Source organism: Microbulbifer maximicatervae (SeqCode), assembly GCF_052467825.1.
On the sequence record NZ_CP174327.1, the window covers coordinates 3,950,271 to 3,975,501 of the forward strand.

At 46.0% G+C, this 25,231-nt stretch carries 28 protein-coding genes; 13 read left to right on the forward strand and 15 right to left on the reverse strand.

The window, feature by feature from the left end; all coding sequences use genetic code 11:
- Positions 1-9: 9 nt before the first annotated feature.
- Positions 10-519, reverse strand: coding sequence for a diaminobutyrate acetyltransferase (gene ectA, locus ACJJII_RS17630; protein WP_444893869.1), 510 nt, complete (start codon positions 517-519; stop codon positions 10-12).
- Between the two features lie 449 nt (positions 520-968).
- Between ectA and ACJJII_RS17635 the strand changes: the two genes are divergently transcribed.
- The 7 genes from ACJJII_RS17635 (at position 969) to ACJJII_RS17665 (ending at position 7,471) form a co-directional block, all read left to right on the forward strand.
- Positions 969-1,520, forward strand: coding sequence for a MarR family winged helix-turn-helix transcriptional regulator (locus tag ACJJII_RS17635; RefSeq protein ID WP_444917127.1), 552 nt, complete (start codon positions 969-971; stop codon positions 1,518-1,520).
- A 158-nt stretch (positions 1,521-1,678) separates the two neighbouring features.
- Positions 1,679-2,743 (forward strand): FAD-dependent oxidoreductase, encoded by a 1,065-nt coding sequence (locus ACJJII_RS17640; protein WP_444917128.1) that lies wholly within the window; start codon positions 1,679-1,681, stop codon positions 2,741-2,743.
- A gap of 210 nt (positions 2,744-2,953) precedes the next feature.
- A complete protein-coding gene (locus tag ACJJII_RS17645; RefSeq protein WP_108733254.1) occupies positions 2,954-3,163 on the forward strand; it encodes a cold-shock protein in 210 nt (69 codons plus the stop codon).
- Positions 3,164-3,409: 246 nt separating this feature from the next.
- Positions 3,410-4,438 (forward strand): serine hydrolase domain-containing protein, encoded by a 1,029-nt coding sequence (locus tag ACJJII_RS17650; protein ID WP_444917129.1) that lies wholly within the window; start codon positions 3,410-3,412, stop codon positions 4,436-4,438.
- A 183-nt stretch (positions 4,439-4,621) separates the two neighbouring features.
- Entirely contained in the window at positions 4,622-5,335 is a 714-nt protein-coding gene (locus ACJJII_RS17655; RefSeq protein WP_444917130.1) for a response regulator transcription factor, read from the forward strand.
- Positions 5,322-6,575 (forward strand): sensor histidine kinase, encoded by a 1,254-nt coding sequence (locus tag ACJJII_RS17660; protein ID WP_444917131.1) that lies wholly within the window; start codon positions 5,322-5,324, stop codon positions 6,573-6,575. The genes ACJJII_RS17655 and ACJJII_RS17660 overlap by 14 nt, the downstream gene beginning before the upstream one ends.
- 86 nt (positions 6,576-6,661) lie before the next feature.
- A complete protein-coding gene (locus tag ACJJII_RS17665; RefSeq protein WP_444917132.1) occupies positions 6,662-7,471 on the forward strand; it encodes a MipA/OmpV family protein in 810 nt (269 codons plus the stop codon).
- 148 nt (positions 7,472-7,619) lie between these two features.
- Here the strand turns inward: ACJJII_RS17665 and ACJJII_RS17670 are convergent, their stop codons facing one another.
- The 5 genes from ACJJII_RS17670 to ACJJII_RS17690 form a co-directional block, all read right to left on the reverse strand.
- Complete coding sequence (locus tag ACJJII_RS17670) at positions 7,620-8,543, reverse strand: LysR family transcriptional regulator (RefSeq protein WP_444917133.1); 924 nt, start codon at positions 8,541-8,543, stop codon at positions 7,620-7,622.
- A 78-nt stretch (positions 8,544-8,621) separates the two neighbouring features.
- Positions 8,622-9,110 (reverse strand): DMT family transporter, encoded by a 489-nt coding sequence (locus ACJJII_RS17675; RefSeq protein WP_444917134.1) that lies wholly within the window; start codon positions 9,108-9,110, stop codon positions 8,622-8,624.
- Positions 9,107-9,547 (reverse strand): DMT family transporter, encoded by a 441-nt coding sequence (locus tag ACJJII_RS17680; RefSeq protein WP_444917135.1) that lies wholly within the window; start codon positions 9,545-9,547, stop codon positions 9,107-9,109. The genes ACJJII_RS17675 and ACJJII_RS17680 overlap by 4 nt, the downstream gene beginning before the upstream one ends.
- The gene (locus ACJJII_RS17685; protein ID WP_444917136.1) at positions 9,544-10,059 is read right to left on the reverse strand and encodes a VOC family protein; all 516 of its coding nucleotides are present in this window, start codon (positions 10,057-10,059) and stop codon (positions 9,544-9,546) included. The genes ACJJII_RS17680 and ACJJII_RS17685 overlap by 4 nt, the downstream gene beginning before the upstream one ends.
- Positions 10,059-10,418 (reverse strand): carboxymuconolactone decarboxylase family protein, encoded by a 360-nt coding sequence (locus tag ACJJII_RS17690; protein ID WP_413665785.1) that lies wholly within the window; start codon positions 10,416-10,418, stop codon positions 10,059-10,061. The genes ACJJII_RS17685 and ACJJII_RS17690 overlap by 1 nt, the downstream gene beginning before the upstream one ends.
- 388 nt (positions 10,419-10,806) lie before the next feature.
- Here ACJJII_RS17690 and ACJJII_RS17695 point away from each other — a divergent pair, with 388 nt between their 5' ends.
- Entirely contained in the window at positions 10,807-11,442 is a 636-nt protein-coding gene (locus tag ACJJII_RS17695; RefSeq protein ID WP_444917137.1) for a CatA-like O-acetyltransferase, read from the forward strand.
- A gap of 143 nt (positions 11,443-11,585) precedes the next feature.
- On the opposite strand, the gene ACJJII_RS17700 is transcribed toward ACJJII_RS17695, so the two are convergent.
- The 4 genes from ACJJII_RS17700 to ACJJII_RS17715 all read right to left on the reverse strand — a co-directional run bounded on the left by ACJJII_RS17700 (position 11,586) and on the right by ACJJII_RS17715 (position 16,365).
- On the reverse strand, positions 11,586-12,143 hold the full coding sequence (locus ACJJII_RS17700; protein WP_444917138.1) for a hypothetical protein: 558 nt from the start codon (positions 12,141-12,143) through the stop codon (positions 11,586-11,588).
- 64 nt (positions 12,144-12,207) lie between these two features.
- The gene (locus ACJJII_RS17705; RefSeq protein ID WP_444917139.1) at positions 12,208-14,193 is read right to left on the reverse strand and encodes a TonB-dependent receptor; all 1,986 of its coding nucleotides are present in this window, start codon (positions 14,191-14,193) and stop codon (positions 12,208-12,210) included.
- Between the two features lie 118 nt (positions 14,194-14,311).
- Positions 14,312-15,670, reverse strand: coding sequence for a sensor histidine kinase (locus ACJJII_RS17710; RefSeq protein WP_444917140.1), 1,359 nt, complete (start codon positions 15,668-15,670; stop codon positions 14,312-14,314).
- Complete coding sequence (locus tag ACJJII_RS17715; RefSeq protein WP_444917141.1) at positions 15,667-16,365, reverse strand: response regulator transcription factor; 699 nt, start codon at positions 16,363-16,365, stop codon at positions 15,667-15,669. The genes ACJJII_RS17710 and ACJJII_RS17715 overlap by 4 nt, the downstream gene beginning before the upstream one ends.
- A gap of 229 nt (positions 16,366-16,594) precedes the next feature.
- Here ACJJII_RS17715 and ACJJII_RS17720 point away from each other — a divergent pair, with 229 nt between their 5' ends.
- Positions 16,595-16,933: a hypothetical protein gene (locus tag ACJJII_RS17720; RefSeq protein WP_444917142.1), complete on the forward strand. Its 339-nt coding sequence runs from the start codon at positions 16,595-16,597 to the stop codon at positions 16,931-16,933.
- A 70-nt stretch (positions 16,934-17,003) separates the two neighbouring features.
- Here ACJJII_RS17720 and ACJJII_RS17725 read toward each other — a convergent pair whose 3' ends face one another.
- Together ACJJII_RS17725 and ACJJII_RS17730 are read right to left on the reverse strand one after the other, a co-directional pair.
- On the reverse strand, positions 17,004-17,780 hold the full coding sequence (locus tag ACJJII_RS17725) for a CLCA_X family protein (protein ID WP_444917143.1): 777 nt from the start codon (positions 17,778-17,780) through the stop codon (positions 17,004-17,006).
- Between the two features lie 105 nt (positions 17,781-17,885).
- Positions 17,886-18,767 (reverse strand): LysR family transcriptional regulator, encoded by an 882-nt coding sequence (locus tag ACJJII_RS17730; protein WP_108733243.1) that lies wholly within the window; start codon positions 18,765-18,767, stop codon positions 17,886-17,888.
- 122 nt (positions 18,768-18,889) lie between these two features.
- Between ACJJII_RS17730 and ACJJII_RS17735 the strand changes: the two genes are divergently transcribed.
- Genes ACJJII_RS17735 through ACJJII_RS17745 form a run of 3 tightly spaced genes read left to right on the forward strand, consistent with a single transcriptional unit; the run spans position 18,890 to position 20,407 of the window.
- The gene (locus ACJJII_RS17735; RefSeq protein WP_444917144.1) at positions 18,890-19,564 is read left to right on the forward strand and encodes a type 1 glutamine amidotransferase domain-containing protein; all 675 of its coding nucleotides are present in this window, start codon (positions 18,890-18,892) and stop codon (positions 19,562-19,564) included.
- A gap of 58 nt (positions 19,565-19,622) precedes the next feature.
- On the forward strand, positions 19,623-20,075 hold the full coding sequence (locus ACJJII_RS17740; protein WP_444917145.1) for a DMT family transporter: 453 nt from the start codon (positions 19,623-19,625) through the stop codon (positions 20,073-20,075).
- Between the two features lie 32 nt (positions 20,076-20,107).
- The gene (locus ACJJII_RS17745; RefSeq protein WP_444917146.1) at positions 20,108-20,407 is read left to right on the forward strand and encodes a putative quinol monooxygenase; all 300 of its coding nucleotides are present in this window, start codon (positions 20,108-20,110) and stop codon (positions 20,405-20,407) included.
- Positions 20,408-20,546: 139 nt separating this feature from the next.
- On the opposite strand, the gene ACJJII_RS17750 is transcribed toward ACJJII_RS17745, so the two are convergent.
- The 3 genes from ACJJII_RS17750 to ACJJII_RS17760 form a co-directional block, all read right to left on the reverse strand.
- Entirely contained in the window at positions 20,547-21,068 is a 522-nt protein-coding gene (locus ACJJII_RS17750) for a MaoC/PaaZ C-terminal domain-containing protein (protein ID WP_444913061.1), read from the reverse strand.
- 82 nt (positions 21,069-21,150) lie between these two features.
- Positions 21,151-22,011 (reverse strand): HpcH/HpaI aldolase/citrate lyase family protein, encoded by an 861-nt coding sequence (locus ACJJII_RS17755; RefSeq protein WP_444917147.1) that lies wholly within the window; start codon positions 22,009-22,011, stop codon positions 21,151-21,153.
- Positions 22,008-23,321 carry an acetyl-CoA hydrolase/transferase family protein gene (locus ACJJII_RS17760; protein WP_444917148.1) on the reverse strand — a complete coding sequence of 438 codons (1,314 nt, stop codon included), beginning with the start codon at positions 23,319-23,321 and terminating at the stop codon, positions 22,008-22,010. The genes ACJJII_RS17755 and ACJJII_RS17760 overlap by 4 nt, the downstream gene beginning before the upstream one ends.
- Before the next feature lie 528 nt (positions 23,322-23,849).
- On the opposite strand from ACJJII_RS17760, the gene ACJJII_RS17765 reads away from it, so the two are divergent.
- On the forward strand, positions 23,850-25,220 hold the full coding sequence (locus ACJJII_RS17765) for an NAD-dependent succinate-semialdehyde dehydrogenase (protein ID WP_444917149.1): 1,371 nt from the start codon (positions 23,850-23,852) through the stop codon (positions 25,218-25,220).
- Positions 25,221-25,231: the final 11 nt, after the last annotated feature.

Here is a 25,231-nt window from a genome sequence, read left to right on the forward strand (position 1 = left end):
TTTTCTCTTTTATGGTGTTTCTTCGAGGGCGAAAGGCCCGATGCGGACAAGGGTTTCGGAGTCGTGCAGCCCATCAAAGTGGGCTTGAGAGTCCATCCAGGGGGAGGAGTGAAGATCGACCGATAATTTATCGGCGACACTGTGGAAGAGCGCCCAAGACGGCAGGTTGTGTTCTGTAATCGTGGTCTCAATAAATCTGACCGAACCACAGTGAGGACGCTCGAGGATGTGACTTATCATCCGGGAGGCCAGTCCAAGCCCCCGGGCCTTCTCGTCTACGGCCACCTGCCAGACAAAGAGGGTATCTGTACGGTCAGGGATGATATACCCGGAAATAAAGCCCAGCAGCTCTCCATCAACCTCTGCGGCGACTGAGGTGTTGGCGAAATGGCTGCAGTGGAGGAGGTTGCAGTAGCTGGAGTTTGTATCCAGGGGAGGGCAACGTTTGATCAATCGGTAAGTGGCCATCCCATCTTCAATCAATGGGCTGCGCAACAAAATATTTTCTGAGCTAGACAAAAAACCTTCCCAACCGACTAAATATTTTTTCACCTCTAAATATTTACTTGCACAAGTGTTGAGCAAATGGCGTAAATATAGCTTCTTAGAGGCATTTTTATGCCGGATTACTAGTAAAAATGCTTTGAATGCTAAATATCGTACACAAATTAAATTCAAAGTCCAGGATACTTGAGGCGAATCAAGTCACAATATTTGGCCTAGAAATGCCTGGATATGTGGGATATACAGCCTATAGGCAGGTAAAAATAATATTTTGAGGTCGATAAAATTTTCTATTGGACATGCCGGCTGAGAGATCGCCTGGCCATAAAATGGACAGTTTTGTGATGGAGCCTGAGGCTCTTGTTGGGGTGATGTTTCGCAGTCGGGTTATAAGCGCTTAGTGATTGAGGGGTACGGCGATATAATTCCGGCAATCACCCTGACTCCATGATTGAGAGGTAACTTTGAACAGTATCGAACAAGTGCTAGTGGCCCTGCGGCGGGTAATAAGAGCCACGGACTTGCACTCCAAACACCTGGCTAAAACCACCGGCTTAACGGCCCCGCAGGTGTTGTTGCTACAAGCTATTCGCAATAAGGGTGAAGTGACGATCGGCGAACTGGCCAACGAGGTCAGCCTGAGCCAGGCAACCGTGACCAATATTCTTGACCGCCTGGAGAAGAGAGGCTTGGTTTATCGCCAGCGCTCCCAGGCGGATAAGCGCAAAGTGCATGCTTACCTTACTGAGGAGGCTGCGGAGACTTTGCGCGATGCCCCCATCCCGCTTCAGGACCAGTTTGCTCGTCAGTTTGGTGATCTAAAAGACTGGGAACAAAGCATGATTATTGCTTCACTACAGCGCGTTGCCCAAATGATGGACGCTCAACATATCGATGCTTCCCCAGTACTGGATATCGGGGTCCTGGATCGTCAGGGTGCCTCAATGGATAAGCCCGCAGCGGTAATGGGTTACAGTGACATTCCCGACTCCTCCGACAGAGATAAAAGTACTTGAGTCGCGGCACCGGAGAAGAGGGGCTGTGTGCACATTTAGAGTGCATAACGCCCCTCTACAGCGGTAGAAATTTGTCTAAGCTTGCAGCAACAAGCTCTCTGTAGCGATCGAGGCATTCTGTGTCGACCGGTTGAGCTTTCAGGTTGCAAGTTGTATCGATGGACATCCTGGTAATTGGTGCCGGTCCGACCGGATTGACTGCTGCAGTCGCCCTCACTTCCTTGGGGCTGAAGTGCCGTATTGTTGAGCGCAAAGACAGCCCCTCTGAACTCTCCCGCGCTGTTGGCATTATGCCAGCCACCATTGATGCCCTTCGGGAGCTGGGCGCCGCAGCCCCCTTTCTTGCAGAGGCAATGCCCCTGAGGAAAATGCACATATTGCGCGATGAGAGAACCCTGGTTTATATCGACAACAGCGGAAATGAGTTTCGCGACAGGGTGCCTCTGGGGTTGCCGCAAAACCGGACCGAGGGAATCCTCCGGGACACTCTTGCCGAGAGGGGCGTCGAAGTTGAGTACGGGGTCTCAGTCACTAACATCACAACCACCCCAGACAAGGCGGCCGTTAATTTCTCAGACAATACCAGCGCCTCTTTTGACTGGGTGATTGCCGCAGACGGTATACAGTCCGCCGTGCGACAACAGCTGAAAATACAGTACCCTGGTATTGATTTGCCCAATAAGTGGTCAATTGCGGATGTGGATTTGAGGGGAAACTTCGATCCGGAAGAGATTGCCCTGGACCTGTATGGCGGGGAAGGTGAGTTCACCTTGGTGCTCCCTATCGAACAGCGCCGCGCTCGCATCGCATCATCAACCGAAGATGCCCTAGCAACCCTCAGGCTGCCGATAGAAATCGCCAACATCCGAAGGACCGCAGCCTTTAAGATCTCCATCCGACAGGCAGAAACTTACCGAAAGCACCGGGTGTTATTGGCTGGAGACGCAGCCCATTGCCACTCTCCAGTGGGAGGGAAGGGGATGAATCTGGGTATGGCTGATGCCATAGCCGCAGCATCTGCTATCGCTAACGGTGCGGTCGATAGCTACTCCACCTCCCGGCATGAGGCAGGGGAGTCCGTGGTTAAGAAAACAGAGCTGGCGAGAAAGCTGATCTCCTCGAGCAATCCTTTGGCAAAATCGGCATTGTGGCTATCGGCACACTGCATCGCCTCAGTGCCTCCGGTTCATCGCGCCTTTATGCGGCAGTGGACGGCGGTCTGAGTGCCAATATCGAGGGTAGGTTTAGGCAAAAGTGGACATAGGTGACAGGCTAGTGCTACTATTCGTCCGCCGGTTTAAAAGCCATTTTTTATTGCAGTTTACCTCGTAGTTTTAGTCATAATCCTTCGTTCGGTCTCGTTTAAAATAATACTTTTTGCCCGCACAACTCCATTCAATTGGAGCGCAATTGTTCAATCAAGGATATCTATTATGTCTAATACAGTTACTGGTACCGTTAAGTGGTTTGACGAAGGGAAAGGTTTTGGCTTCATCGCCCAGGAATCCGGTCCCGACGTTTTTGCTCACTTCAGCGCAATTTCCGGTGGCGGTTTTAAAACCTTGGCCGAAGGCCAGAAGGTAGAGTTTACCGTGACTCAGGGCGCTAAAGGCCCACAAGCAGAAAACATTGTCTGCCTGTAAACTTTAGGCTTCGCCCCCAATAAGGGGCGAGACCGTCCGCTTCCCCAGCCACACAAGTGCTGGGGAGGTACCCCTCCTGTTATTACCCCTCTCTTTTCTGTAGTGACAGCCAACTCTTAGGTCTATCACGCATTGTCGATCTAGTAGCCTCCAAAAATTGACTAGCTTTTGTCAAAGACTTAGGGTATTTCTCGCCCCACGACCCGGAGCCGATTACAGCTCATCTACAGTTTCACGGATATAAAAATGAAAGCAGTTTGTCTTGCGGTTTTGTTAATCGCTTCTTTCGGTGCACTCTCTCCACAAGTCTGCAGTCATCCCTCCCACTCGGATTACACCAGCGCTGAAAGTTTGCTTAAATCTGAAGGTTTTACAGGGTCATTTCTCGTCAAGCGTGATGGCACCGATATTTTGAGAAAAGGGTTCGGCTTTGCCAATGTAGCCCAAAAGATACCTAACCGAATTGATACCCAGTATCGAATTGGCTCTCTCTCCAAGACCCTGACGGCATTAGCGGTTATACAGCTAAAGAACACTGGAAAAATTCCCAGCTACGACATGCCTGTTTCACATTTTGTGAAGGACTACCCAAGAGGAGATGAGATCACCCTTAGACACCTCCTCACTCATCGCTCAGGTATCCCGGAGTTTTTTTACGGCATTGACCACAATGAATCTTTTAGCCCTTTGGAATTGGTCAATCTGACTAAGTTTAAGCCTCTGGAGTTCGAGCCTGGTGAAAAATATAGCTATTCAAACTCTAACTATATTTTACTGGGATACCTTATTGAGTTGATCTCCGGGTACACCTACACGCAGTACTTGTCCCAACATATCCTAAAGGGGCTAGGCTTGGATCATACAAGATATGGCGAGAGTACAATCTCCCAAGCGAACCACGCTCAAGGCTATGCAACCGCTAACCAGGCTGAGCTGGCAAACTACATTGATATGTCGATTCCTTATTCTGCGGGAGCCTTGTCCAGCAACCTGGCAGACTTGGAAATCTGGTCCGAATCCATTGCCACAGGCTCTTTGATTTCTGCCGCTGACAAAGAGGATGTTTTTGTCGAGAGAGGGTATGGTTTTGGCTGGGTTACCTCCACTGTCGCTGGCAAAAAAGTGTATACGCAATCTGGCGGAATCTATGGCTTTAGCGCCCTAATCGTCATATTTCCTGAAGAAAACCATTTAATAATTGGGCTCACCAATATCGAGGGGCAGCAGCCAAAGCTTAAGCAGCTGGCAGCAACTATTGCCCAAAATGAGTTTTAACCAAAATTGTAATCCAGCAATCAAATAGCCTTTTGGGGAGAGGGACTATAGATCTCGTATTTATAGTCAGGCTTGCTCACAAGCAAGCTTTATGCGGGTGATCAAAATTTCATCACTTTTACACTTGTTTACTTACCGTTTACCCATTGAGCCTTATTATTCCAGGCTATCGAGAACTTTTGAGTGACTAGATCAATGGGGCCTGACTGTAAAACGCCATTATTGGTACTCTTAGCTGAAGACAATCACGCACTGGCGTCCAATATTATTGAGAGCCTCGAAGAGTACAATATTCGATGTGACTACGCTGACAATGGAATAATGGCCACTGAGCTGGCCTCAAAGCATGACTTCGATGTAATCGTACTTGATGTCATGATGCCGGGTAGAAGCGGTTTCGAAGTGAGTTCTAAGTTGCGCAATGAAGGAAGCTCGACACCAATATTGATGCTGACCGCGCTGGACCAATTGGACGATAAAATCACCGGTTTCCAATCTGGAGGGGACGACTATCTGGTTAAACCCTTCGAAATGCTTGAGCTGGTCGCGCGGATTCGGTCTCTATCAATAAAACGACGCGTTACCCAAACCCGGTATAAAGTTGAGGACCTGGAAGTTAATTTAGAGACCCATGAAGTCACCAGGCAGGGAAAATCTATAAATCTGCCCCCAATCTGTTGGGAATTGCTCGTGTTTTTGATGCAACAGAGTCCAAAGCTGGTTACTAAAGAAAAAATTGAACAGCACTTATGGCAGTTTCTTTCCCCCGAATCCGACGTAATCAAAGTACATCTGTATCGGTTGCGGCAGGGAATTGATAAGGATTTCAGTTTTCCACTACTGCACACGATCAGAGGGAAGGGCGTTATCCTGGGGAAGCGTGATGAAAGCCTTTGATCGCTCCATTCGCAGAAAATTTTTCTTTCACTATATTTGGATTCTTGCCGCAATTGTGGTGTGCAGTGCAGTTGTCGTCGAGAGATCCAAAATCAAAATGGTTAAGCACGCCTTAGGTGCGACACTGATATCTGTAGCTGAAAAACGTATCATTGAGGCTGGAGGGGTTGTTGATGACCCTTTTTTTGCCCAGTTACAAACATATGATGAGTACAGTTCACTGCCAGATACGGCAAAGCGTGTGTTAGAGGAAGCTGACGGCGAAGAAAAAAGGGTGCACTTTAGCAAAGACTTAATTGATGATCGCTACTATTTAGCCATTATGCCTTATGCTGAAAGCGCCCTTAAGACAACTTACTACGTGCTGGAAATAGAAGAAGCTGCAATACCCAGCAAGTACAAAAAGGTAGAAATTGAAGTTCTTATCGGTATCTTACTAGCCTTTACTTTAGCATTAAGTGTGCCCCTTATTCTTGCAAGACAAGTGATATCACCATTAAAAGACCTGGAGAAATTTGCGCAAAAGAGTCGGCATAAATTGACTCCGATCCCGGAATCTTTAAAGCAAAGGAAGGATGAATTTGGTCGTGTAGGACGAGTACTGCAAGAGTCGCTACAGCAGGTATGGAATCATCAAGAGCAAGAAAAGCAATTTCTACAGAATGCGAGTCATGAATTGAGAACCCCCTTGGCAACCATTGGCAGTGCCTTGCATGTGGTGAAGGTAAGGCAAAAAAAAGGTAAGCCAATCGATACTCAACTGGAGCAAATTGAGCGCTCCTATGAGCAGATGACCCAGTTAATACAGGCACTTCTGCTGCTATCTCAAAGCAAGGTAAATCTGGAATCAACAGAATTTGATTTCAGTAATATGATACAAACTCGAGTTGAGCAGCTCAAATATCTCTTGGGGCAGCGAGATGTACAAGTTCATCTCAATTCGGATAGTTCGGTCAACTTGAAGCAAGTACAAGTGCTATTGGATATCGCTATAACCAATCTGCTCAGAAATGCCTTTGAGCATACCCTTGAGGGAAGTATCGATATTAATTTTGATGTAAATGGAATCCGGATTCAGAACCCCATACTGCCGGAGCAGCAGGTGCATTTTGACAGGGGGGAAGGGCAGGGTTTTGGTTTAGGCCTTCATATCCTGAAGCAAGTGGCCGATCAGCAGCAATGGATCTTTTCTTACAACAAAAATGAACAATACTTAACCGTTAACCTGGCCTGGGCATGAGTTTATTTACCTGGCGTTTACCTTTATCGGCATAGAATCCACTCCAGAAATAACGGAACTTCAACCAGTTCAAATTGGGATTCAATATGTCTAGTTTGCGAGATCAAAACCATAAGAGTTCTCTGCCATTAACTTTGAGTATGTGCACTGCGCTGGTGAGTTCGGCATTATCCAGCCTAGCTTTTGCAGATGAAGTTACCCAAAAGCCGCCAAAGCAGGATGAGACGGCACTTTCTGTAGGTATTGGGACCTTTAGCGTTGAGTCAATCTACGTTGATGGAGAGGACCAAAACAACATATTTCCACTGATCTCAGCCCGCTACAAGCGCTTTTACTTTCAGGGTTTTGAGTTGGGTGCTGATCTGTACCACGACGATAAACTTCGAGTGAAGCTTGGTATTGGCGGCGACTTCACTGGTGATAGAGACAGAGGGGACAGTGATAAGCTCAGCGATATGGAAGAGCTTGACCTGGCGATTCTTGCCAACTTATCTATGAACTATAAAAGCCCTTTGGGCCTTTGGAAGGTTGGCATCTCACAAGATATCAGTGATACCCACGACGGATACAGTCTATCGGCTGGATATAGTCTGCCTTACAAGCACCAAAAGTGGATCATCAAACCCGACTTCACTATTAGCTGGCAAAGTGATAGTGCGTTGGATTACTACTATGGCGTGGACCTAAATGAGGTAACCCAAGATAGGGCAGCGTATGAAGCAGATGCAGATATCATTACCCGGTTAGGTGTACAAGTGGGTTACAGCATTAGCCCAAACCTCATTCTTATGGGAGGCGTATATCAAATCTGGTATGGCGATGAGATTAGTAATAGCCCAATCGTGGACACTGATAGCTCTAGACGTACGTCATTAATGGTGAGTTATAAATTTTAACTCTTCTTACGGTATTTGATGAGTGTAGATTATTTAGGTTAGCCGGCTATTCAATACCAAGTAGAAGTTACAGGCCGAGGCAGGAGCCCCTGCCTGTAACCAAAACCTGTTTGCATTACAATGCACACGTCATAGCAAGAGGGCTTCTCTATTTAGCATCCCAATAGCAGGGATTACCGTATTTCTCCTTAAGGAAATCAATAACAACACGTACTTTGGGAGCCAGGTTATCCGTAGGTAAGTAGAGTGCATTAATAGTTTGGTTTTCTGCCGATGAAGATGCGCGGTAGTCAGTCAAAATAGGAACCAGCTTGCCCAACCGAATCTCTTCATTGATTAACCAAGTTGGGAACATAACAACCCCAGCTCCCCCTATAGCACTGGAAACCAGTGTTTCTGCATTATTGCTGTAAAGTGATCCCTTAACTTCATAGGGTGTCAAACCATCTTTACCGATAAACCAGCGCTGTAGCCCATTGGTTCCCTTAAATACCAAACAGTTGTGAGCAATTAACTGCTCTGGGGTTTCCGGAACCCCATTTACCCTCAGATATTCCGGGCTGGCTGCCAATACAAAGTTATGATTGCCAAAGCGATTCATTTTCAAGCCTGAATCTTGGAGCGCTCCAATTCTGATAAGTAAGTCAATACCCTCCTTAGCAGGGTCAATAAAGCTATCTGTCTGCTGCATTTCGATTCTAAGCAGCGGATAAAGCTCTAACAAATCTGGAATATAAGGAGCAATATGAAGCCGCCCAAAAGCAACGGGGGCGCTGATTTTAACAACTCCCCGTGGTGTGTTGGCCCTTTGCTCAATTTGCCCGCAAACTAACTCATACTGACGAACAATATCGCTACAATACTTTGCAAAGGCCGTACCTTCATCCGTCAGTGATATTGCCCTGGTATGACGGTGTAGTAGTTTGGTTCCCACTTTCCCCTCTAGCTGGGCCATTTTTCGCGATACAGAGGACGGTGTCATTCCCTGCTGCCTGGAAACCTCAGAGTAGTTACCCAGTTGGGCCGTCATTAAGAACAGTTTTAACTCTAATATTGATATATCGTAATTCATTAGCTAGCGGTCGATAGTGGGTAACTGTTGAGTGATGTTATGGACCCTCCGAGTAATGCTTTACTCCTGTATATTCAGCTAACTTTGGATAGCGGGCTGTAGCGTCTCATTACTTCGAACTGGCGCTCTCCGATTAGCAAGGTAATTACAGATCAACGCTAGAACTACGCAAACCATTGCGGCAATTCGCCAGGAACTTAACGGGATAGACGGATTCGTAAACCATCCCTGGGTATCAATAATCAAACTCATGCTCATCTGCCCAAAAATCGTTGCAATTGTTGTTGATGCCACACCAATTCTGGGAACAACAGCAACTACGACTATCATGTAGAAGATACCAAAAAGTGCACCGGTTAGTTGCCACTTAGGTACGGAAAGAATTGATGGGCCGCTGTGTTTTCCAAAGAAAAACGCGAGTAAGCCCATCACTACAGCTCCGATACCAAAGGTAAAAAGGGCGCTTTGGACAACTCCTACACTTTCTCCAAATTTTCCATTAATTGCCGCCTGGGTGCTCAACGCTACGCCGGATAGTACTGCGAGTAACATCAACCCAATCATCATTTGGCTCCCAAGTAGGTTAAATATAATGCAAGGCATAAAAATGTTGCCCCACATATTCTTAGGAGATTAATGGGCTGTTTACGCACCCCAAACCAGCCCAGGGAGTCAATTAGGAAGCTTTTGGCTGTTTGCCCCACAAGAATCCCGATCATCGTCATAGCTACTCCAAGTATAGGAGTGGCTAAAGTTAGAACAACAACGTAAACAGGCCCTAACAAGCCACCTGAAAGCTGCCACTTTGGAACCTCTCGCCAGCTTATATATTTTGCACTGGGGACAAATAGACTGATGAGCCAAAGTAGGGCTGTCCCAACACCAAATATGCTTAGGGTGGCCCGCAAGTGACCAACCTGCATACCTAGGGGCCCTAACAGTCCCGCCTCGACGGAGAGCCCCATACCTGCAATAACAACCAAAATAGTGGCGAGAATATTCATCGAGGGTCAAATAAGCGTACGTTAGTCAAATGCTCATAGGCCTTTCCATTAGGGTATGAAACGAGTTCAAGTTGCATGCCCCATGGAGCCATGAAATATACCCAGGTCTCTCCTTCAGTTGGCCCTTCAGTCATTACCGTAGGGGCGCCGAGCACCTCTATATTCTGTTTCTTGAGGTATTCAACCGCAGCATCAATATCTTCAACATAGAATGCTAAATGATGCCCCCCAACATCAGCATTGTTTGGTGCCACCTTATTTCGATCTATGTTGTCGGCATACTCGAATATTTCCAGATTGATGCTGTTAGCATTCATAACAGCAATTTTCTTGATCTCTGCACGAGGATTTACATTAAGGTGATCCGCCATCCAGGTATCGTCTGAGGCAAATGGCCCAAACGTATAAGCCAACTCAAAGCCAAAGTGTGTACTAAAGAACTCAACGGCCAAATCAACATCGGGGACGGTGAATCCTATATGATCTGCTTTTTTAAGTCCGGGGATAGCCATTAGATATCTCCCCGATCATGGCGAAGCTTATTCAGTGCGCCCATGGTGGTAGCCCCTTTATTGAAGCCCGTATACATTGAGGCAAAAACAATCAATTCCTCAATCTCTTCATACGTTGCCCCTTGTTTGAGTGCCATATCAACATGGGCTCCAAACGGGTTACCTTCACCATTTACATTGAGCGCCATTTGGTCAATAGCGATAGTGATTAGTGCTTTGGTTTTTTGATCCAGAAGCGGCTTTCCCCATACCTCGCCTGCGACTCGTACAGCTAGATCTCCCCATACCGGGTTAATAGACTTAAGTCCCTCGATCAATGCTTGATCATCCAAAACGGCATTTTCGTACTTGGTAGTCATAGTTAATAGTCCTGGTTATCTAGATGATATTTCGCTTTAACAGCTGGAAGTTATTATAGGGAGCTGTACCCTTCTTAAAACTTATAAGCAGGAACATCACTTTTGCAAATTATGCACAGATGAACGCTTTTTATGAGGTGGCACAGTCTGTTGTTGGGACTTATTTTAGTGCCTCAAACAGGAGCGAAAGAGAGAAATAGTAGCGTTACTAAAATGGTATTAGCCGGAAGGGAAGAGCGTTTTGAAATGGCGATTACAGCATGTTAGCTAAAGCCTCTAAAAATATTCCAGGTGTCCCAACTAGATAAAAGCTACTAGCAACACCGGTGCTGCTTATAATCTACCCTAAACTATGAATATCCATTGAAGACTCGATATTCATATGTCCATGACTCCTATAGATATCGAACGCTGGAATAGAAAGGCCCACTTTGAATTTTTTATGAGCAGTGCAGGGTCAACTCGGATAGGCTTAACCCAGCCGGTCGATGTGACAAATCTGGTATCTTTCTGTAAAAAAAATACACTCCCTTTTTATTACAGCCTTATTTTTCTGGTCACGCAGGTGGGAAATGAAATAGCGGGTTTCAGGCATCGTATCGTCAATGGCCAGCCCATCGAGCACGATATGCTGCATCCTTTATTTTCTGATTTAGGGGATAATGAGTTATTCAAACTCGTTATGGCCAGAATGGAGACGAATCTGACAGAGTTCGTCCACAAGGCAAGGGAACTTTCACGGGCGCAATCTGAGTACCTCCCTGTAGAAAAGTTCATCAGTCGCCATGATATCTTGAATATCAGCTGCTACCCCTGGGGTGACTTCTCTGGTCTACAGGTAAAGCCTGTACAGAAAGAAGGTTGTGATCCAGGAATACCTTTTATTTTCTGGGGTAAATACCATCGCCAAGAGGGGCGCCTTGTCACCTCGATGTATGTTGAAGTTAATCACTGCTTTCTGGATGGCATCCATCTTTATCAATTTAAACAGCAGTTGGAGGATAAGATTTGTCAACTTGCTTAAAATTTTTAAGCTTGATCTAGGAGACTCTGAGTAATTCCATGAACCCGCTCTTAAAGTTGCTTATCGCAGACCTTTAAGAGCTATAGAGGTACTAGATTGTTACTCAGAGGCTCCCTAACTAAAACTCCCTTAAGTGACGGGTTTCAGCCCCCTATAAAAAAGGCAGCTACCAGCGCAACAAAACCGAGAGAAGTAAATTGTATAGCGGTCTTCCTGAATTTTGGTACCGCAAAGGCGACCACTAATCCACTAATCAGGCTAAATAACAGACTTGCACCAAGCATAATGGCTGAGAACCAGAAGAGGGGGCCGGCATGACCTTTATGAATCAGCAGGAATTGATGCCATAGATCGTGTTCTTTTACATGAAGTATCGCTGACTTCTTATCCTGGCTTGGCTCCAAATAGACTTGGCGTTTGTAGCCATACCAACCGATCCACTCATCTTCCAAATAGAAATCTGCCGGCAATGATACTTCAGTGGGCTGAACAAACGGAGATATGGTATCCAAAGTCTCCTGCTCATTGTTTGGTAGGCCCTTGGGTAGAGAGACTGTGTACTCAAATTGTTCATCGACGCCCCCCTCTATATCAAATAGATAGAGCACACCCGTGGCGATATACAAAATGGCAATGGGTAGAAAAAAGCAGGAAAAGTAGGTGTGGAGCTTGATCCACAGTAAACGGTATCTGGATTTCATAGGCAACAAAGGGCGCAATGCAAGTGCATTGCGCCCTGATAGTAAATAAAACAAATAAAGGAAATTAGAAGCGGTAGTCTACTGATAACCTGATATCGCGGCCTGCTTCATAAAGTCCAGCTAAATCTTCATAGATATGGTCATAATCCGCGACACTGGAGTGATCCCGATAATGCTCATTAAACAGGTTTTGAACTGCTAAATTCACATTCAGACTGTCATCTGCCAGAGGCTCCCAGTGCAAGTAAAGATCGTGTACCTGGTAACCGGGCTTATCGACCTCTGCAACACCATCGGCCCAGCCAATCTCAGTCGAGCGACGTAAAACCTCAATATTGTTCAGGTCCTGTACTAGAGTATAATTCCAGCCGAATTCTAACTGAGACGAAATAGCGTAATTGGCAGTCAGGTTCCAGGTATTGCCGCGGGCATTTGCCAGACCGTTGTGTTCGTATCCCTCTACAGTCTCTCCATCCAGCTCAGAATCATTGTGACTGAAAGCAGCGCTGATGGTTAATTGATCCCACACATAAGAGGCGCTGAGTTCAAATCCTTCAGTTTCCAGTTCACCGACATTTTCGTAGTAGATGCCAGTTCCGACCTGATCAAAAATAACGTCATCGATAGTGCTGCGATAGATTGCAGCTTTCAGATTGAGATCATCCAGGCTGTATTCTAAACCTAGCTCGGTATTATCAACGGTCTCGGCATCTAGGTCAGGGGCAAGCGTTGCCTCCCATAGCGTAAATCCATCTCCCACTTCCTTTCCACGCATCGCTGTTGCGTGGCCTGCGGTAAAGGTGAGCGCATCAGTAAGCGAATAGCTCATACCAATATTGGGGCTGAAACCTTGGCTATCAGTCTCGTCATCATGAGTTACCTGCTCCAACTCATACTCGTCGTAGCGCAATCCAAAACTTAGCAATAGTGCGTCCGTAGCCTGCCAATGATCCTGGATATAGGCTCCGCGAACATGTCCTTCTTCAAGCCAGGAGCTGAGGCCGCCCTCCACCCCTTCCACTTCATCCTCACGGGCTTCGATACCGTAAGTGAAGGTATGTTGGCCAATACTGCTGGTATTACGTAAATCAAAGCCAATGGATTCCACGGAAGCAACGTAGTCGTATAGCTCCCGCCATGCTTCTGATTTTGTATGATAAACCGTTGTTTCCAGATTGATCAGATCGCTGGGAGAAAACTGATGGTTGACAACAAAGGTCTGGCGCTCAGTTTCCATCGGGTAGAGTGGATCGCCCTGAAGGGTGGGCCAATTGGGATGCTTTCCGAATTCTCCGGATTCTTCTCGCTGTTCAAAGCTGACACTTAGCTTTTGATTTTCAGATAGATCGCCACTCAATTTTATAAATGCTAGATCCTGTTCGGAAGCTGTGCCAAGGATAGTATCGCCATCGCCATCTTCCATATTATCGCGGTCAACGGTCACAAATGACCCAAGCAGCCCCCAGTTGTCAGTGATCTTTCCATAAACTGAAGCACTGGCTTTGTCACCATCGTTACTAAAGTAAGCGCCTTTCACTATTGCGCCAAACTGCTCACCGTCATCAAGTAAGTCATCTGCATCTTTGGTCTCAAAGCGGATAGCACCGCCAATAGCGCCAGCCCCACTGGTAGCTTCACCGGCTCCAGCTTGCACCTCAACTTTCTGCAACAGCTCCGGTTCTATAGATACACGACCAATATGGTGGAAGAGGGTGCTTGTTTGTGGAGCACCATCAACAGTCACATTAAGAAGTGTGTCTTCCATACCGCGGACATAGACTTTTTGCGCAATACCCAGTGACCCACCAACAGATACGGAGGGTATCTGGCGGAATATATCGCTGAGATCATTTGCCTGCTGCATATCAAGCTCTTCAGGCGTAACCTCGGTATCAGTTGCCACACCGACAACAACTACGGTTTCCATTGGGTTTTCAGCAGCATCCTCTTGTTTCTGCACTTCCTGTGCCTGGCTGATGCCAGAGGCCAGGGCGCTGGATACCATCAAGGGGAGTAACGCGTACTTATTGCGGGAAATGTTGCGGGCCATTGGCTGTCCTTCACAGAGTTACTTATTTGCAAATGCGAATTATTCCTATTGGCGACTGTGAAGTACAGCAGTGTTGCATTTGTTACATTTAGTTGCATCAGTGTTTTGGAGAGTTACCTTATGCAGGCTCTAAAGATTGAGTGGGGAGGGTTACTCTCATACACAACCCTCCTACAGAGCGGTTGGAGGCTTCTACGGTTCCGCCCACGCTATGTAGCTGGCGTCGCGCCAACGCCAGGCCCAGCCCAAAATTTTTCGATTTTGATGTGCGAGACTGATCTGCTCGGAAGAAAGGCTTAAAGATACTGTCCAGTAGTGCTTCGGGAACTCCGGGGCCAGAGTCTTCAATATCAATAACAAATCTATTTTTCGTATTTCCCTCCAGAAGGACATGAACGGCTTGTCCCTTCGGGGTATAGCGCATGGCGTTGCGCAAGATATTTTCCAAGGCTTGTCCTACTGCCTTGTGATTAGATTGTCTTATTTCAGCCGAGTCTGGTAAATGAGTGCAGATAGTACGATCGGGAAATTCGAAACGGGCATCCTCGACAATCACATCAATAAGATCAACCAGATCCAAGTCCTCGATACCTATTGAAGGCTGTTCGTTATCCAGCCAGGCAAGGGTGAGGGTATCATCTACCAGGCGCCTGATATGAGCAGACTCCCGCTGAATTCTCTGGATATTTTTATCTTCAGCGTGAGTGGCGCCAGCTCCCTCTATGGCAATATCCAGTCGGGTGAGGGGGGTTCTGAGTTCATGAGATAGGTCAGCGATTAGCTGGCGCTGGTTGACGATCTGCTCTCCTATACGAGTCGCCATTTGATCAAAAGTTTTGGCTAACTCAGAAATTTCATCGTCGCGGTTGCCCAATTGACGATGCACTCGTACGTTAAAATTACCCCGACTAAACTCCCGTGTTGCCTGCTCAAGTTTACGCAGCGGGTGCATAATATGGCGATAGAGCATCACAGAAACTAAAGCTAGGATTCCCATTGGTAGGAGTATTTGCAGCAAGAGTCGCGTTGTTTTCCAGTAGCTGCCGGGGCGCATCCTATCTGGAAGAAGTACTAAAAGACTGGTTTGCTCGGTTGCAAAAGGAATTTCCATCACCGGGTTTTCTTCAAAATACAGGTGGACTTTCCAATCCACATCCCGGCCGAGGTTGTAGCCGATGTAACGATGTTCATTACCCGTCTCACCAGCTACATGGGTTAGCTCATATTGGGTAACTGTGGCCCAGGTGTTTTCCTTCTCCTGTAATTCTTTTAACCACTGTTCCAATTCCCCCTCGTTGCCGGAGAGAAACCGCGCTTCCGCCTCCTTTCCCCACTGTTTCAATTCCTCTCGATGAGATGCCTCCAGCATACTCATCTGCTCCTCGGTGCGAATAGTCAGGGAATTGATCAGGTAAAAGAGAGAGACAATGCCCGCAGTAATCAGAAGGCATAGTTTCCAAAAAAGTTTGCGGTTCATTTCAAACAGTACCCTCTGCCATGTACTGTTTGTAGCCGGTCTCCACGCCATCCTGCTCCAGTCAGCTTGCGCCTGATTCGACTCAAGTGCATGTCCAAACTGCGGTCATAGGCACCCAAAGTACGGTTGAGAACCTGCTGTGAGAGATAGGCTTTGCTCAATACCTCTCCCCGGTGAACTGCTAACTCCCACAACAATTTAAACTGGGTCGCGGTAAAATCAATTGCCAGACCGCCGGTGAATGCTTGCTGAGCATTCAAATCGAGTTGCAGGTTGTCGATTTCTGTATGGTGGACGGCTTCCATCATCACTGGTTGACTACGGCGCAATAGCGCCTCAACTCTCAGTAACAGTTCGGTCTTGTTAAATGGCTTCGCCACATAATCATCTGCTCCATGGCGAAAGCCTGCGATCCTCTCCTCTTCAGCGCCTTTGGCAGTTAGGATGATGACTGGAACCTGACTGGTTTTGCGTAAAATTTTGAGTAGAGAAATACCGTCCATTTCCGGCAGCATCAAATCGAGCAAGATTAATTGAGGTTGTTGCTTGGCAGCCTCCAGCAATGCGGTATTGCCATCAAAGCAGGCGTTGACTTGGTATCCTGCGCTTTGGATCATTTCGCAGAGCTGGTCGTTGAGACCGCGATCATCTTCAACGATCAGGATGTTGAATTGTGAGGGCGATTTTTGGCTCATGAAGACCTAACTGACTATTTATTAAGCACAAAAGAAATGTAAATTGGTGGAAGATACCACAGGAATTATAAATTATTGGCATGAGATTGTTTAATAATAACAAAGATCGGAGGTTAGACGTTGACATGCTGCCCCAACTTGACAAATATCTAGAGCCACTTTTATACCTTCGATAACAAGTAAGGATAATAAGCCGGATGTAAGTAAATTACACAAAGGAAGAGGTTTTATGAGCAAATGGACAAAATGGAAATCATTTCCTGACCCGAGGAAAAATGAGCTGATAACCGCCCCTTTTGGCCCAGGAGTCTATGTTTTAAGGAATAGGAAGACTAAAGAGCTTGTTCTATTTGGCAGCGGAAAGAATTGTGCTTTTAGAATGTCTAGCTTATTACCAAAAGAGCTTGGGTCAGGAACTAGAAATAATTTAGAGAAACGGGATTATGTTTTAAATAATATAAGCCAAATAGAATATTGCTGCCTTCCTTGTGAGAACATAAATATAGCCAGGGAGGAAGAAAAGTCGTTGAAAAATAATAAAAGCAGAACGTATTTATTTCCTACTTAAGCATATTTCATGTTTTAGTAATTTTCGGATTTCGTACATGAAACTGAATTCGCATCGATCATTTAGTACTCTATTCAGCCAATAGAGCTCTCCCTAAGAAAGTAAAATACTTATTAAAGGCTTGATTAATTCTCTGTCGTTGCTGCCCCTGTGGATACAGTCCCAACTTTGCCTCTTGACTAGCCTTTGAGCCAGCAACCAAAAAATTATTGTTGATGCTGGCATCCTGAATAAATGCTTCGAAAGCCCGAGCACTCAACTCTACAGGCTCACTGTAGTAGACAGAACCATTTACTTTATCGGCACTGATGGAAGCAGTCACCAAGTCACTGGGGTTATTACCACTCTCATCCAGCATCACAGTTTTAAAGCACGCAAAAAGTAAGTCATTGAGCGGGTGGGGTACTGGAGTTGCATTCCGCAACCAGGCCTCTGAAGCATACATGGTACTGGACGCATCACTGAACGCTTTTTGGGCCAAGTAATGATCAAATGCATGAAACCATTCATGGGCAATAGAGCCAGGCCCTGCGTTCTTGGCGAGAGAAAAGCTCCGGGCAGTAGGGTCATAAAAGGCAGCCATCCCCGGGCGCCCGCCGATTCCATATTGAAAAGACAATGTACCTCGGAGGGATACCAACGCTTCCGGTCCTTGAAGAATGGCCATTAGATCAACAAGTGCATCATAAAAAAGCCCAGCGGCCCGATCGCGCTCCTCGCGAGTGACCCATCGGCCAACAGCAATCGAGCGAAAGCCGAATCGCTTCCTGACATCCACAAACGAAACGGGTTGTCGTTGCTGGGTTGCAGTGTGACCACTGCGATAAAATGCCCTGGTCAGGACCATAATCAATGCCAGTCGATTGGAGGAGGGTAGATATTAATCCTCCGGATTGAAGGCTTGCAAGAAGTGGGAAATGCTTCTATTCCTTTCAACGAATCCAATCGCTTTCTATTCCACCCAGTCAGAAAAGTAATCAACCAAATAGTCAATCGCCATTCGCGCTCGCATGGGTAAAAAGCGACGATTCTGATACACGATCCAGCTACTGGCTCCGCGCCCACAAAAAGATTCCAAGATAGGCTCCAGTAAGCCCTGCTGAATTGAACCACTGAAACTGCTTTTGGGCATATAAGCTATACCCAGGCCTTGCTCACAAGCTTTCACGATCGCGTGGGCATTATTTGTTCTCCAGCGCCCACTAACCTTTACGCTTACAGGCTCTCCATTCAGGTCAAAAACCCATTCATCATTGTTAGCCACCAAGCAACTCTGCGTTTTTAGTTGATCGGGGTGATTGGGTATACCATTTTCTTTCAAGTAACTCGGGCTTGCGACAGCCATCATTTGGCGGTCGGCCAATTTACGAGCAACTAAGCCGGAATCCTCAAGGCGACCATAGCGTATGGCAAAATCAATCCCATCCTCCACGAAATTGACCATCCTGCTATTGAAGTCCATGTCGATTTTCAACCCCGGGTGTTTCAAGCCAAACTCCATCAGGGCAGGGGCAACATATTGCTCAGCAAAGATACCAGCACCGCTAACTCTTAGTGTTCCATTGAGCTGAAACTGTTGCTGGCTAACCTGCTCATTCGCCTGTTGCAGGCCAATCACTAACTCTTTACACCGCTGGTAATAGGCAGTCCCGGCCTGGGTCAGACTTACCTGACGTGTTGAGCGGGCCAAAAGGGATGAGCCCAAGCGCTCCTCCAGACGGGAGACCTGCCTACTCACATGGCTAGTACTGCAGCCAAGTTGCTTGGCAGCCGCTGAGAAACCTTGGCTCTCTGCCACCGCTACAAACTCGACTATACCGTCAAAATTTTCCATGTTTCTCAATCTCGATTGTTGCCATTCTGCAAAGGTATTTAACAGGTTTTACGCATTATCAGCACGAGAGGGACAATCTACAATCCATCCCCACTGAATACTGACCAACAGAGGAAAGAAACATGAAGAAAATACTAATTCCAGTGACCAACCACGCCACCCTTGGTGAAACTGACCAGGCAAATGGCACCTACTCACCTGAGTTGACTCACGCGATTCACGTATTTATGGAGAGTGGAGTCGACTATGACATCGCCTCCATTGAAGGGGGTAAAGCACCAATCTATGGCACCGATATCGAGGGTGACGATGTCAATCAAAAAGTACTAAATGATTCTGAATTCCAAAATCGTATCAATAACACCATTCCTGTGAGTCAATTGAATATTTCTGACTATGATGCGGTCTTTTATCCGGGCGGATTTGGTCTGCTTTCTGACTTGGTAACTAATGAAGATTTCGCAAAGTTGAGTGCCAAGCACTACGAAGAGGGCGGTATCTTAGCAGCAGTATGCCATGGCCCTGCCGGTTTCCTGCCTATCACTCTCAGTAATGGTGAGAAGCTTCTGGCCAGCAAATCCGTAACTGGTTTCACCCGTGAGGAGGAGATCGACTTCGGCACTATTAATGATATTCCGTTTTTGCTGGAAGAATCTCTGGCAAGGGGAGCTGCACGTTATAGCAAAGTACAGCCATGGCAGGAATTTGTTATTGAAGATGGGCGGGTGATTAGTGGCCAGAACCCAGCGAGTGCCCACGGTGTTGGCGTTGCCATTGTCAAGCAACTGGCTAACTAAGTGACCTTCGCAGCCGACCCTCCTGGGTCGGCTGCGATTCTGAGTAGAGGTATCCCAAGTGCAAAATGCGATTATCTACCCATCTCTAATGCTTATTGCAGGCATCGGCATACCGGTAATGGCAACACTAAATAGCGGACTGGGTATCAAGCTTGGTAGTTCAGCCCTGGCAACTACACTGCTATTTCTCGTTGGACTTGTAATCTCCGCAGCCTATCTCTTGAAAACGGAGGGGTTACCCAGTGCTGTTTTTAGCAAAGATATTGCCTGGTACTTTTACTTGGGTGGGATTCTGGTGGCTTTCTATATATTGAGTGTGACTTGGGTGTCGCCAAGGTATGGTGTGGGTAATGCAGTATCTTTCGTTCTTCTGGGGCAACTGCTCGCCATCAGCGTTATCGACCATTTTGGGTTACTGGGTGCGCAGCAAACCAGCTTGGATACCAAGCGCCTTATCGGTCTTGCCATGATGGTTGTTGGCGTACTGTTGGTAGTGAAACGCACTTCTTAATTTCAGAAAAAATGGTTATGTACTGAGATCATATGACTAATTTAATCGTTATGGCAAAAGTCACAGTCCACCCACAATATACTTCTCAGGCATCAGCACTTTTAATCGAACTGGCGTGTAAGTCAGAACAAGAGTCTGGCTGTTTATCCTATAAAATTTTACCCTCACTGGATGAAGGCAATGTTTTCACTACACTAGAAGTTTGGGAGTCTTCTGAAGCTGAAATGAAGCATTGGAATACAGATCACTTAAAAACCATCATTGCAAAATTGAATCCACTTCTTGCTGCGGAGGCAAGAATCGAAAAATATACGGAGGTAAAAACTATCTAGCACAACCGTTATTTTATATTGCAACTTTTTGTAATCTTACTTTTATAACATCAATACCTTCATTTTCATTGAAGTGAGTCTAATCGGACATCGGCTTAAAGAAGTGCATATATACCAATGAGATAGCCTTTTTGTTAGGTTATTTTTTGATTTCATAATTAGGAGCGTGGCCTTTCTTATAAACCAGTACTGTTCGCTGAAAGCTCATAAAAGTATCTCCTCGCTGATTAATACCACGGGTTTCTACGCTAACAATACCCTGTGTTGGTCTAGACTTGGACTCACGCTTAGAAATGACCTCACTTTCTGCATAAACCGTGTCACCTTCAAAAACAGGTTTGAGCAGTTTAACTTTGTCCCACTCAAGATTGGCAACAACTTTCTTGCTAATAGTATTTACAGTCATACCCGTGACAATAGCCAATGTCAGAGTACTATCTACTAATGGAAGGTTCCATTCAGTGCTCTCTGCGTAATGGGCATCAAAATGGAGTTGCGCCGTATTCATAGTTAACAGGGTCATCCAGGTATTGTCTGTTCGCGTCAATGTCCTACCTGGGCGGTGCTCGATAATGATACCTTCTACAAAGTCCTCGAAGTAGAAGCCAAAATCTTCGCGATATCGATTGTTGTCAATCTGTTTATAGGGGTTAAATTCCATTTAAGATTGCCTCCTTGATTGAGTGATTGTAAGTTCGCTTGGATATACCCGGAGCACTGGCAAATTTGCGCTGGAGTAGCCTTTAGCTAAGATTATTAAATTTTGAGATTACTTGCTGAGCCTTAGAGTAGATCGGGATATCTATCATTCGGCCTTCATATTGGCAGGCTTTACCTGAGGATTCATTGTAGATACGAACGATTTCCTTTGCTTCTTTATACTGGTCTAGTGTGGGCCTAAAAGATAACTTGATAGTTTTTACCTGTTTAGGGTGAATAGCTGCCTTGCCACTAAAGCCAAGCGATTGAGCCTCATTGAGTTCATTAACTAGTCCACCTTCATCCTTAAAGTTAAAACAGGGGGAGTCATAGCAAGCTATCTGTTTGAGCGCGGCAGCTTCGACCATTTTCATACGCGCCCATATGAGTGCTTGTGGGGTGCATTCACAATTCAGATCGGCTGCATAATCAGCGGCCCCAAACATCAAACCTTGCAACTTTTCAGAACTGCAGTTAACGATATCATATAAATTGGATGTTCCTTGAGCGGTTTCAATTAAAGCTATAATCGAAATATCCTTATAGGCTTCGCTCAAGAGTTCACTGAGAAGGTTGATATCATGTTGAGATTCTGTTTTCGGATAAAGCACCACATCTATAAATGGCTTTTTATCAATAATTTCGGCCAAATCTTTTATTCCATTGATCGTTGACAAACTATTTATCCGAATTGCACTTATAACACCATTCGACCTTGGTCTTGAATAAAAATCGATCGCGATATCCCTGGCTCTATCTTTGTCCTCCACTGGTACGCTATCTTCAAGATCAACAATTATTCCATTTGCCCCAACTTCAGACGCCTTAGCAAAGCGTTCCGGTTGGCTTCCTGGGGTGAATAACAATGCGGGGAAAAGCTTTAAATTGATCATTTTATCGCTCAAATAAAGTTCTGCTCTTTGGCCTGCTCCAATAAGCTCTTACGGAATTTAGGGTGTGCGATTTCAATCAAGGCAAGGGTCCGCTCTGTAGTTGATTTCCCCATCAGTCTGCAAGATCCGTACTCGGTTACCACGTAATCGATGTCTAACCGAGAGTCTGTGGTTATAGATTTCAAACGTGGAACTATCCTGGAGGTTTTACCACGCTGTGCCGTTGAGCTACTGGCCAGAATAGTCTTCCCATTTTTTGAGTAGTAAACTCCCCTCACGAAATCCAGTTGCCCGCCAACACCCGAGAATTGATGTCCAATGAATTCCGCATTGACCTGTCCACTGAAATCAATCTCAATAAATGAGTTAACTGAAATCATATTATCGATCTGGGCTATTATTTGGGGTTCATTCACATATGACACTGGCAGGCAGAACATAGATGGATTGCCATCTATAAAGTCAAATAGTTCTTTGTTCCCAGCTGCAAAAGTGAATACGCTCACATGAGGGTTAATTGTTTTTCGGGCATTAGTTACTGCTCCAGACTTAATAAGCTTAATCATACCTGGTGTTATCACCTCGGTATGAATGCCCAGATCTTTCTTTTTAGTTAGTTGTTCACAAGCTGCATTCGGAATAGCACCAATACCCATTTGGATAGTTGCGCCATCAGGTATTAACGGAACAATGTAGTCACCAATTTTTCTATCTAAATCGGTAATCTCTTTTGGAGATTCCTCCGCTAATTCCATAGTGTTTTCAACAATGGCATCCACTTCACTAATGTGCAACAAGGTGGCCCCCGCTGTACGTGGCATATTTTCATTCACTTCCACAATTAATCGATTTGCGTGGCGCGACAACTCAATAGCATAATCACCATTAGTACCAAAATTGAAATAACCATGCTTATCCATCGGCGCCACAGTTACCAGGAAAGCATCTATTTTAACTTGCTCTCTGATTATTTGAGGGTATCGACTAAAAGATATAGGGACATAGTTAATATATTTTTCCCCTTTTGAAAAACCAGCATTTGCTAATTTAACTTCGTCTTTAGTTAGCATTGAAGAGTAAGGCCTTACCCGGTCCATTAGATCTTCTTGAAAAATAGTTTCCGTCGCGACCTTCCCACAACGCATATAATAGACTTTTAAATGTGTAATAAATCCATTTCGAATATGCTTCTCTAGTGCTGAAAGTAGGGCTGGTGGGCTAGCGGTGCGCATGCCGATAGAAATAACGCTATCGTCTGGGATTAAATTAACTGCTTCTTCAGGTGTTAGCTGTTTCTTTTTATACAGGGCGTTGTTATCCATAGCAGATTAACCGATTATTTGGCCACACTGTGATCCTTGAAGCGGCTGCTGTCGCTCTTACGGTCCTGTTACAGAGGCGCTAATAAGCAGAAAACGTTCATAGACCTGCAATCAAGCGCTGATAAGGAAGTAAGAGCTACTAAGCCCTGCGATTATAGTTTGTGAATTAAAACTTGTTTCAAAAGGGCTAGTGGCTTAACGATGAACATCATGCAGCTTGTTTGAGCAGGTTCGATTCTATGTAGTCGGTATGTTCTAAAAGCTCTGCAGTTGATCTTTATGCCACGGTGGTACTCATAAAGTACCTAAATCTCTTAATGGTGTTCCATTAGCTTTAAGTGCTATTCACCAAAGATTACTGCCTATCAGCTGTCTATAAGAAAGAATGATGTGACTTTAGCTGATCCATCAAGCAGTGGTATGCCAAACCTCAGCAACTACACTTTTGCAAACACTCGTAGATGCCGCACTGGTACTATTCCAAATAGTTCTTTAGCGGTTCCTAAAGCAACCGTTGGAAGTCTATTCATGACAAAGTCAAAACGTCCACTGATTTCCGTCAACCCCTTGAACGGTAAAACTCTGAAGACTTATCACGAAATGTCGCAAGAGGATCTCGACAAGGCGATCGGTCGCGCAGACAAAGCCTTTGTAAGCTGGAGAAACCGAAGTTTTAGTGATCGAGCAGTGATACTAAAGCGTGCAAGCAACCTATTTGAGGAGCGATCCGAAGAACTTGCCCGCCTGATGGCGTTAGAAATGGGTAAGAAGCTCAGTGATGGTCAAGGTGAATTGGCACTTTGTGCTGAAATTTTTGACTACTACGCCGAAGAGGGCGAAAAAATCTTAGCTCCACAGCAGCTTTCCACCCGCGAAGGGGAGGGTACTTTAGTCTTCCAGCCCTTAGGAGTGGTCTACGGCATCCAACCATGGAACTTTCCCTTCTACCAACCGGCTCGCTTTACCGCCGCCAACTTGATCGCCGGCAATGTTGTACTTACTAAACATGCATCTAATGTTCCCCAGTGTGCCGAAGCTTTCGCACAGCTGTTGTTTGACGCAGGGGTACCGGAAGGGGTCTATACCAATCTACCGATTACATCCGGTGGAGCAGCCTCCATTATTGATGACGATAGGGTCAAAGGAATCTCCTTTACTGGCAGCAATGCCGCCGGGGCAATGGTCGCAGAGCAAGCTGGCCGCAATGTAAAGAAAACTGTTATGGAGCTGGGTGGTGTTGATCCATTTATCGTGCTCGAAGATGCGGATATGGATTTAACGATACAGCGATTTGCAGAGGGAAAGCTGGGCAATTGCGGGCAGATATGTTTGGCTGCGAAGAGAATTATTCTAACTGAGCCCATTGCTGAAGAATTCCTAGACCGAGCTACCAAGTTGTTCCAAGCGCTGAAACCCGGTGACCCTCTTGTAGAAAGCACAGATTACGGTCCGCTATGTACTGAAAAGGCCGCTGAGCAACTGGAGGATCAAGTCAGCAAGTCCGTTAAGGCTGGCGCCCAACTGCTAGTGGGGGGTAAGCGCAATGGCGCATTTATCGAGCCAGGTATATTAACTGAAATACCCGCTGGTTCCCCGGCAGCAGTAGAGGAGTTGTTCGGCCCCATCGCTTGTGTTTGGGTGGTTCCCGATGAGGAGGCAGCGGTTAAGCTGGCCAATGATAGTCCCTTTGGCCTGGGCGGTTCTGTCTATACCCAGGACCATGAAAGAGGCCGCCGTGTCGCGGAACAGTTGGAATGTGGTACTGCCTTCGTGAACCATGCCGCTTCAAGCTACGCCAGTATGCCTATGGGAGGAGTGAAGAAATCCGGCTATGGCCGGGAGCTGGGAGAACTAGGTATTAAAGAGTTTGTCAATCAAAAGCTGATACGGTACTTCTAAGTAGCTCAATA

What these genes read in the sequence shown, in the direction of transcription:
- ACJJII_RS17645 (WP_108733254.1), top strand. Translation starts at nt 2,954, where the DNA reads ATGTCTAATACAGTTACTGGTACCGTTAAGTGGTTTGACGAAGGGAAA.
- ACJJII_RS17705 (WP_444917139.1), bottom strand. Translation starts at nt 14,193, where the DNA reads ATGGCCCGCAACATTTCCCGCAATAAGTACGCGTTACTCCCCTTGATG.
- ACJJII_RS17695 (WP_444917137.1), top strand. Translation starts at nt 10,807, where the DNA reads ATGACTCCTATAGATATCGAACGCTGGAATAGAAAGGCCCACTTTGAA.
- ACJJII_RS17735 (WP_444917144.1), top strand. Translation starts at nt 18,890, where the DNA reads ATGAAGAAAATACTAATTCCAGTGACCAACCACGCCACCCTTGGTGAA.
- ACJJII_RS17765 (WP_444917149.1), top strand. Translation starts at nt 23,850, where the DNA reads ATGACAAAGTCAAAACGTCCACTGATTTCCGTCAACCCCTTGAACGGT.
- ACJJII_RS17710 (WP_444917140.1), bottom strand. Translation starts at nt 15,670, where the DNA reads ATGAACCGCAAACTTTTTTGGAAACTATGCCTTCTGATTACTGCGGGC.
- ACJJII_RS17730 (WP_108733243.1), bottom strand. Translation starts at nt 18,767, where the DNA reads ATGGAAAATTTTGACGGTATAGTCGAGTTTGTAGCGGTGGCAGAGAGC.
- ACJJII_RS17680 (WP_444917135.1), bottom strand. Translation starts at nt 9,547, where the DNA reads ATGAATATTCTCGCCACTATTTTGGTTGTTATTGCAGGTATGGGGCTC.
- ACJJII_RS17690 (WP_413665785.1), bottom strand. Translation starts at nt 10,418, where the DNA reads ATGACTACCAAGTACGAAAATGCCGTTTTGGATGATCAAGCATTGATC.
- ACJJII_RS17725 (WP_444917143.1), bottom strand. Translation starts at nt 17,780, where the DNA reads ATGGTCCTGACCAGGGCATTTTATCGCAGTGGTCACACTGCAACCCAG.
- ACJJII_RS17760 (WP_444917148.1), bottom strand. Translation starts at nt 23,321, where the DNA reads ATGGATAACAACGCCCTGTATAAAAAGAAACAGCTAACACCTGAAGAA.
- ACJJII_RS17715 (WP_444917141.1), bottom strand. Translation starts at nt 16,365, where the DNA reads ATGAGCCAAAAATCGCCCTCACAATTCAACATCCTGATCGTTGAAGAT.
- ACJJII_RS17685 (WP_444917136.1), bottom strand. Translation starts at nt 10,059, where the DNA reads ATGGCTATCCCCGGACTTAAAAAAGCAGATCATATAGGATTCACCGTC.
- ACJJII_RS17640 (WP_444917128.1), top strand. Translation starts at nt 1,679, where the DNA reads ATGGACATCCTGGTAATTGGTGCCGGTCCGACCGGATTGACTGCTGCA.
- ACJJII_RS17650 (WP_444917129.1), top strand. Translation starts at nt 3,410, where the DNA reads ATGAAAGCAGTTTGTCTTGCGGTTTTGTTAATCGCTTCTTTCGGTGCA.
- ACJJII_RS17700 (WP_444917138.1), bottom strand. Translation starts at nt 12,143, where the DNA reads ATGAAATCCAGATACCGTTTACTGTGGATCAAGCTCCACACCTACTTT.
- ACJJII_RS17745 (WP_444917146.1), top strand. Translation starts at nt 20,108, where the DNA reads ATGACTAATTTAATCGTTATGGCAAAAGTCACAGTCCACCCACAATAT.
- ACJJII_RS17670 (WP_444917133.1), bottom strand. Translation starts at nt 8,543, where the DNA reads ATGAATTACGATATATCAATATTAGAGTTAAAACTGTTCTTAATGACG.
- ACJJII_RS17675 (WP_444917134.1), bottom strand. Translation starts at nt 9,110, where the DNA reads ATGATGATTGGGTTGATGTTACTCGCAGTACTATCCGGCGTAGCGTTG.
- ACJJII_RS17660 (WP_444917131.1), top strand. Translation starts at nt 5,322, where the DNA reads ATGAAAGCCTTTGATCGCTCCATTCGCAGAAAATTTTTCTTTCACTAT.
- ACJJII_RS17665 (WP_444917132.1), top strand. Translation starts at nt 6,662, where the DNA reads ATGTCTAGTTTGCGAGATCAAAACCATAAGAGTTCTCTGCCATTAACT.
- ACJJII_RS17750 (WP_444913061.1), bottom strand. Translation starts at nt 21,068, where the DNA reads ATGGAATTTAACCCCTATAAACAGATTGACAACAATCGATATCGCGAA.
- ACJJII_RS17720 (WP_444917142.1), top strand. Translation starts at nt 16,595, where the DNA reads ATGAGCAAATGGACAAAATGGAAATCATTTCCTGACCCGAGGAAAAAT.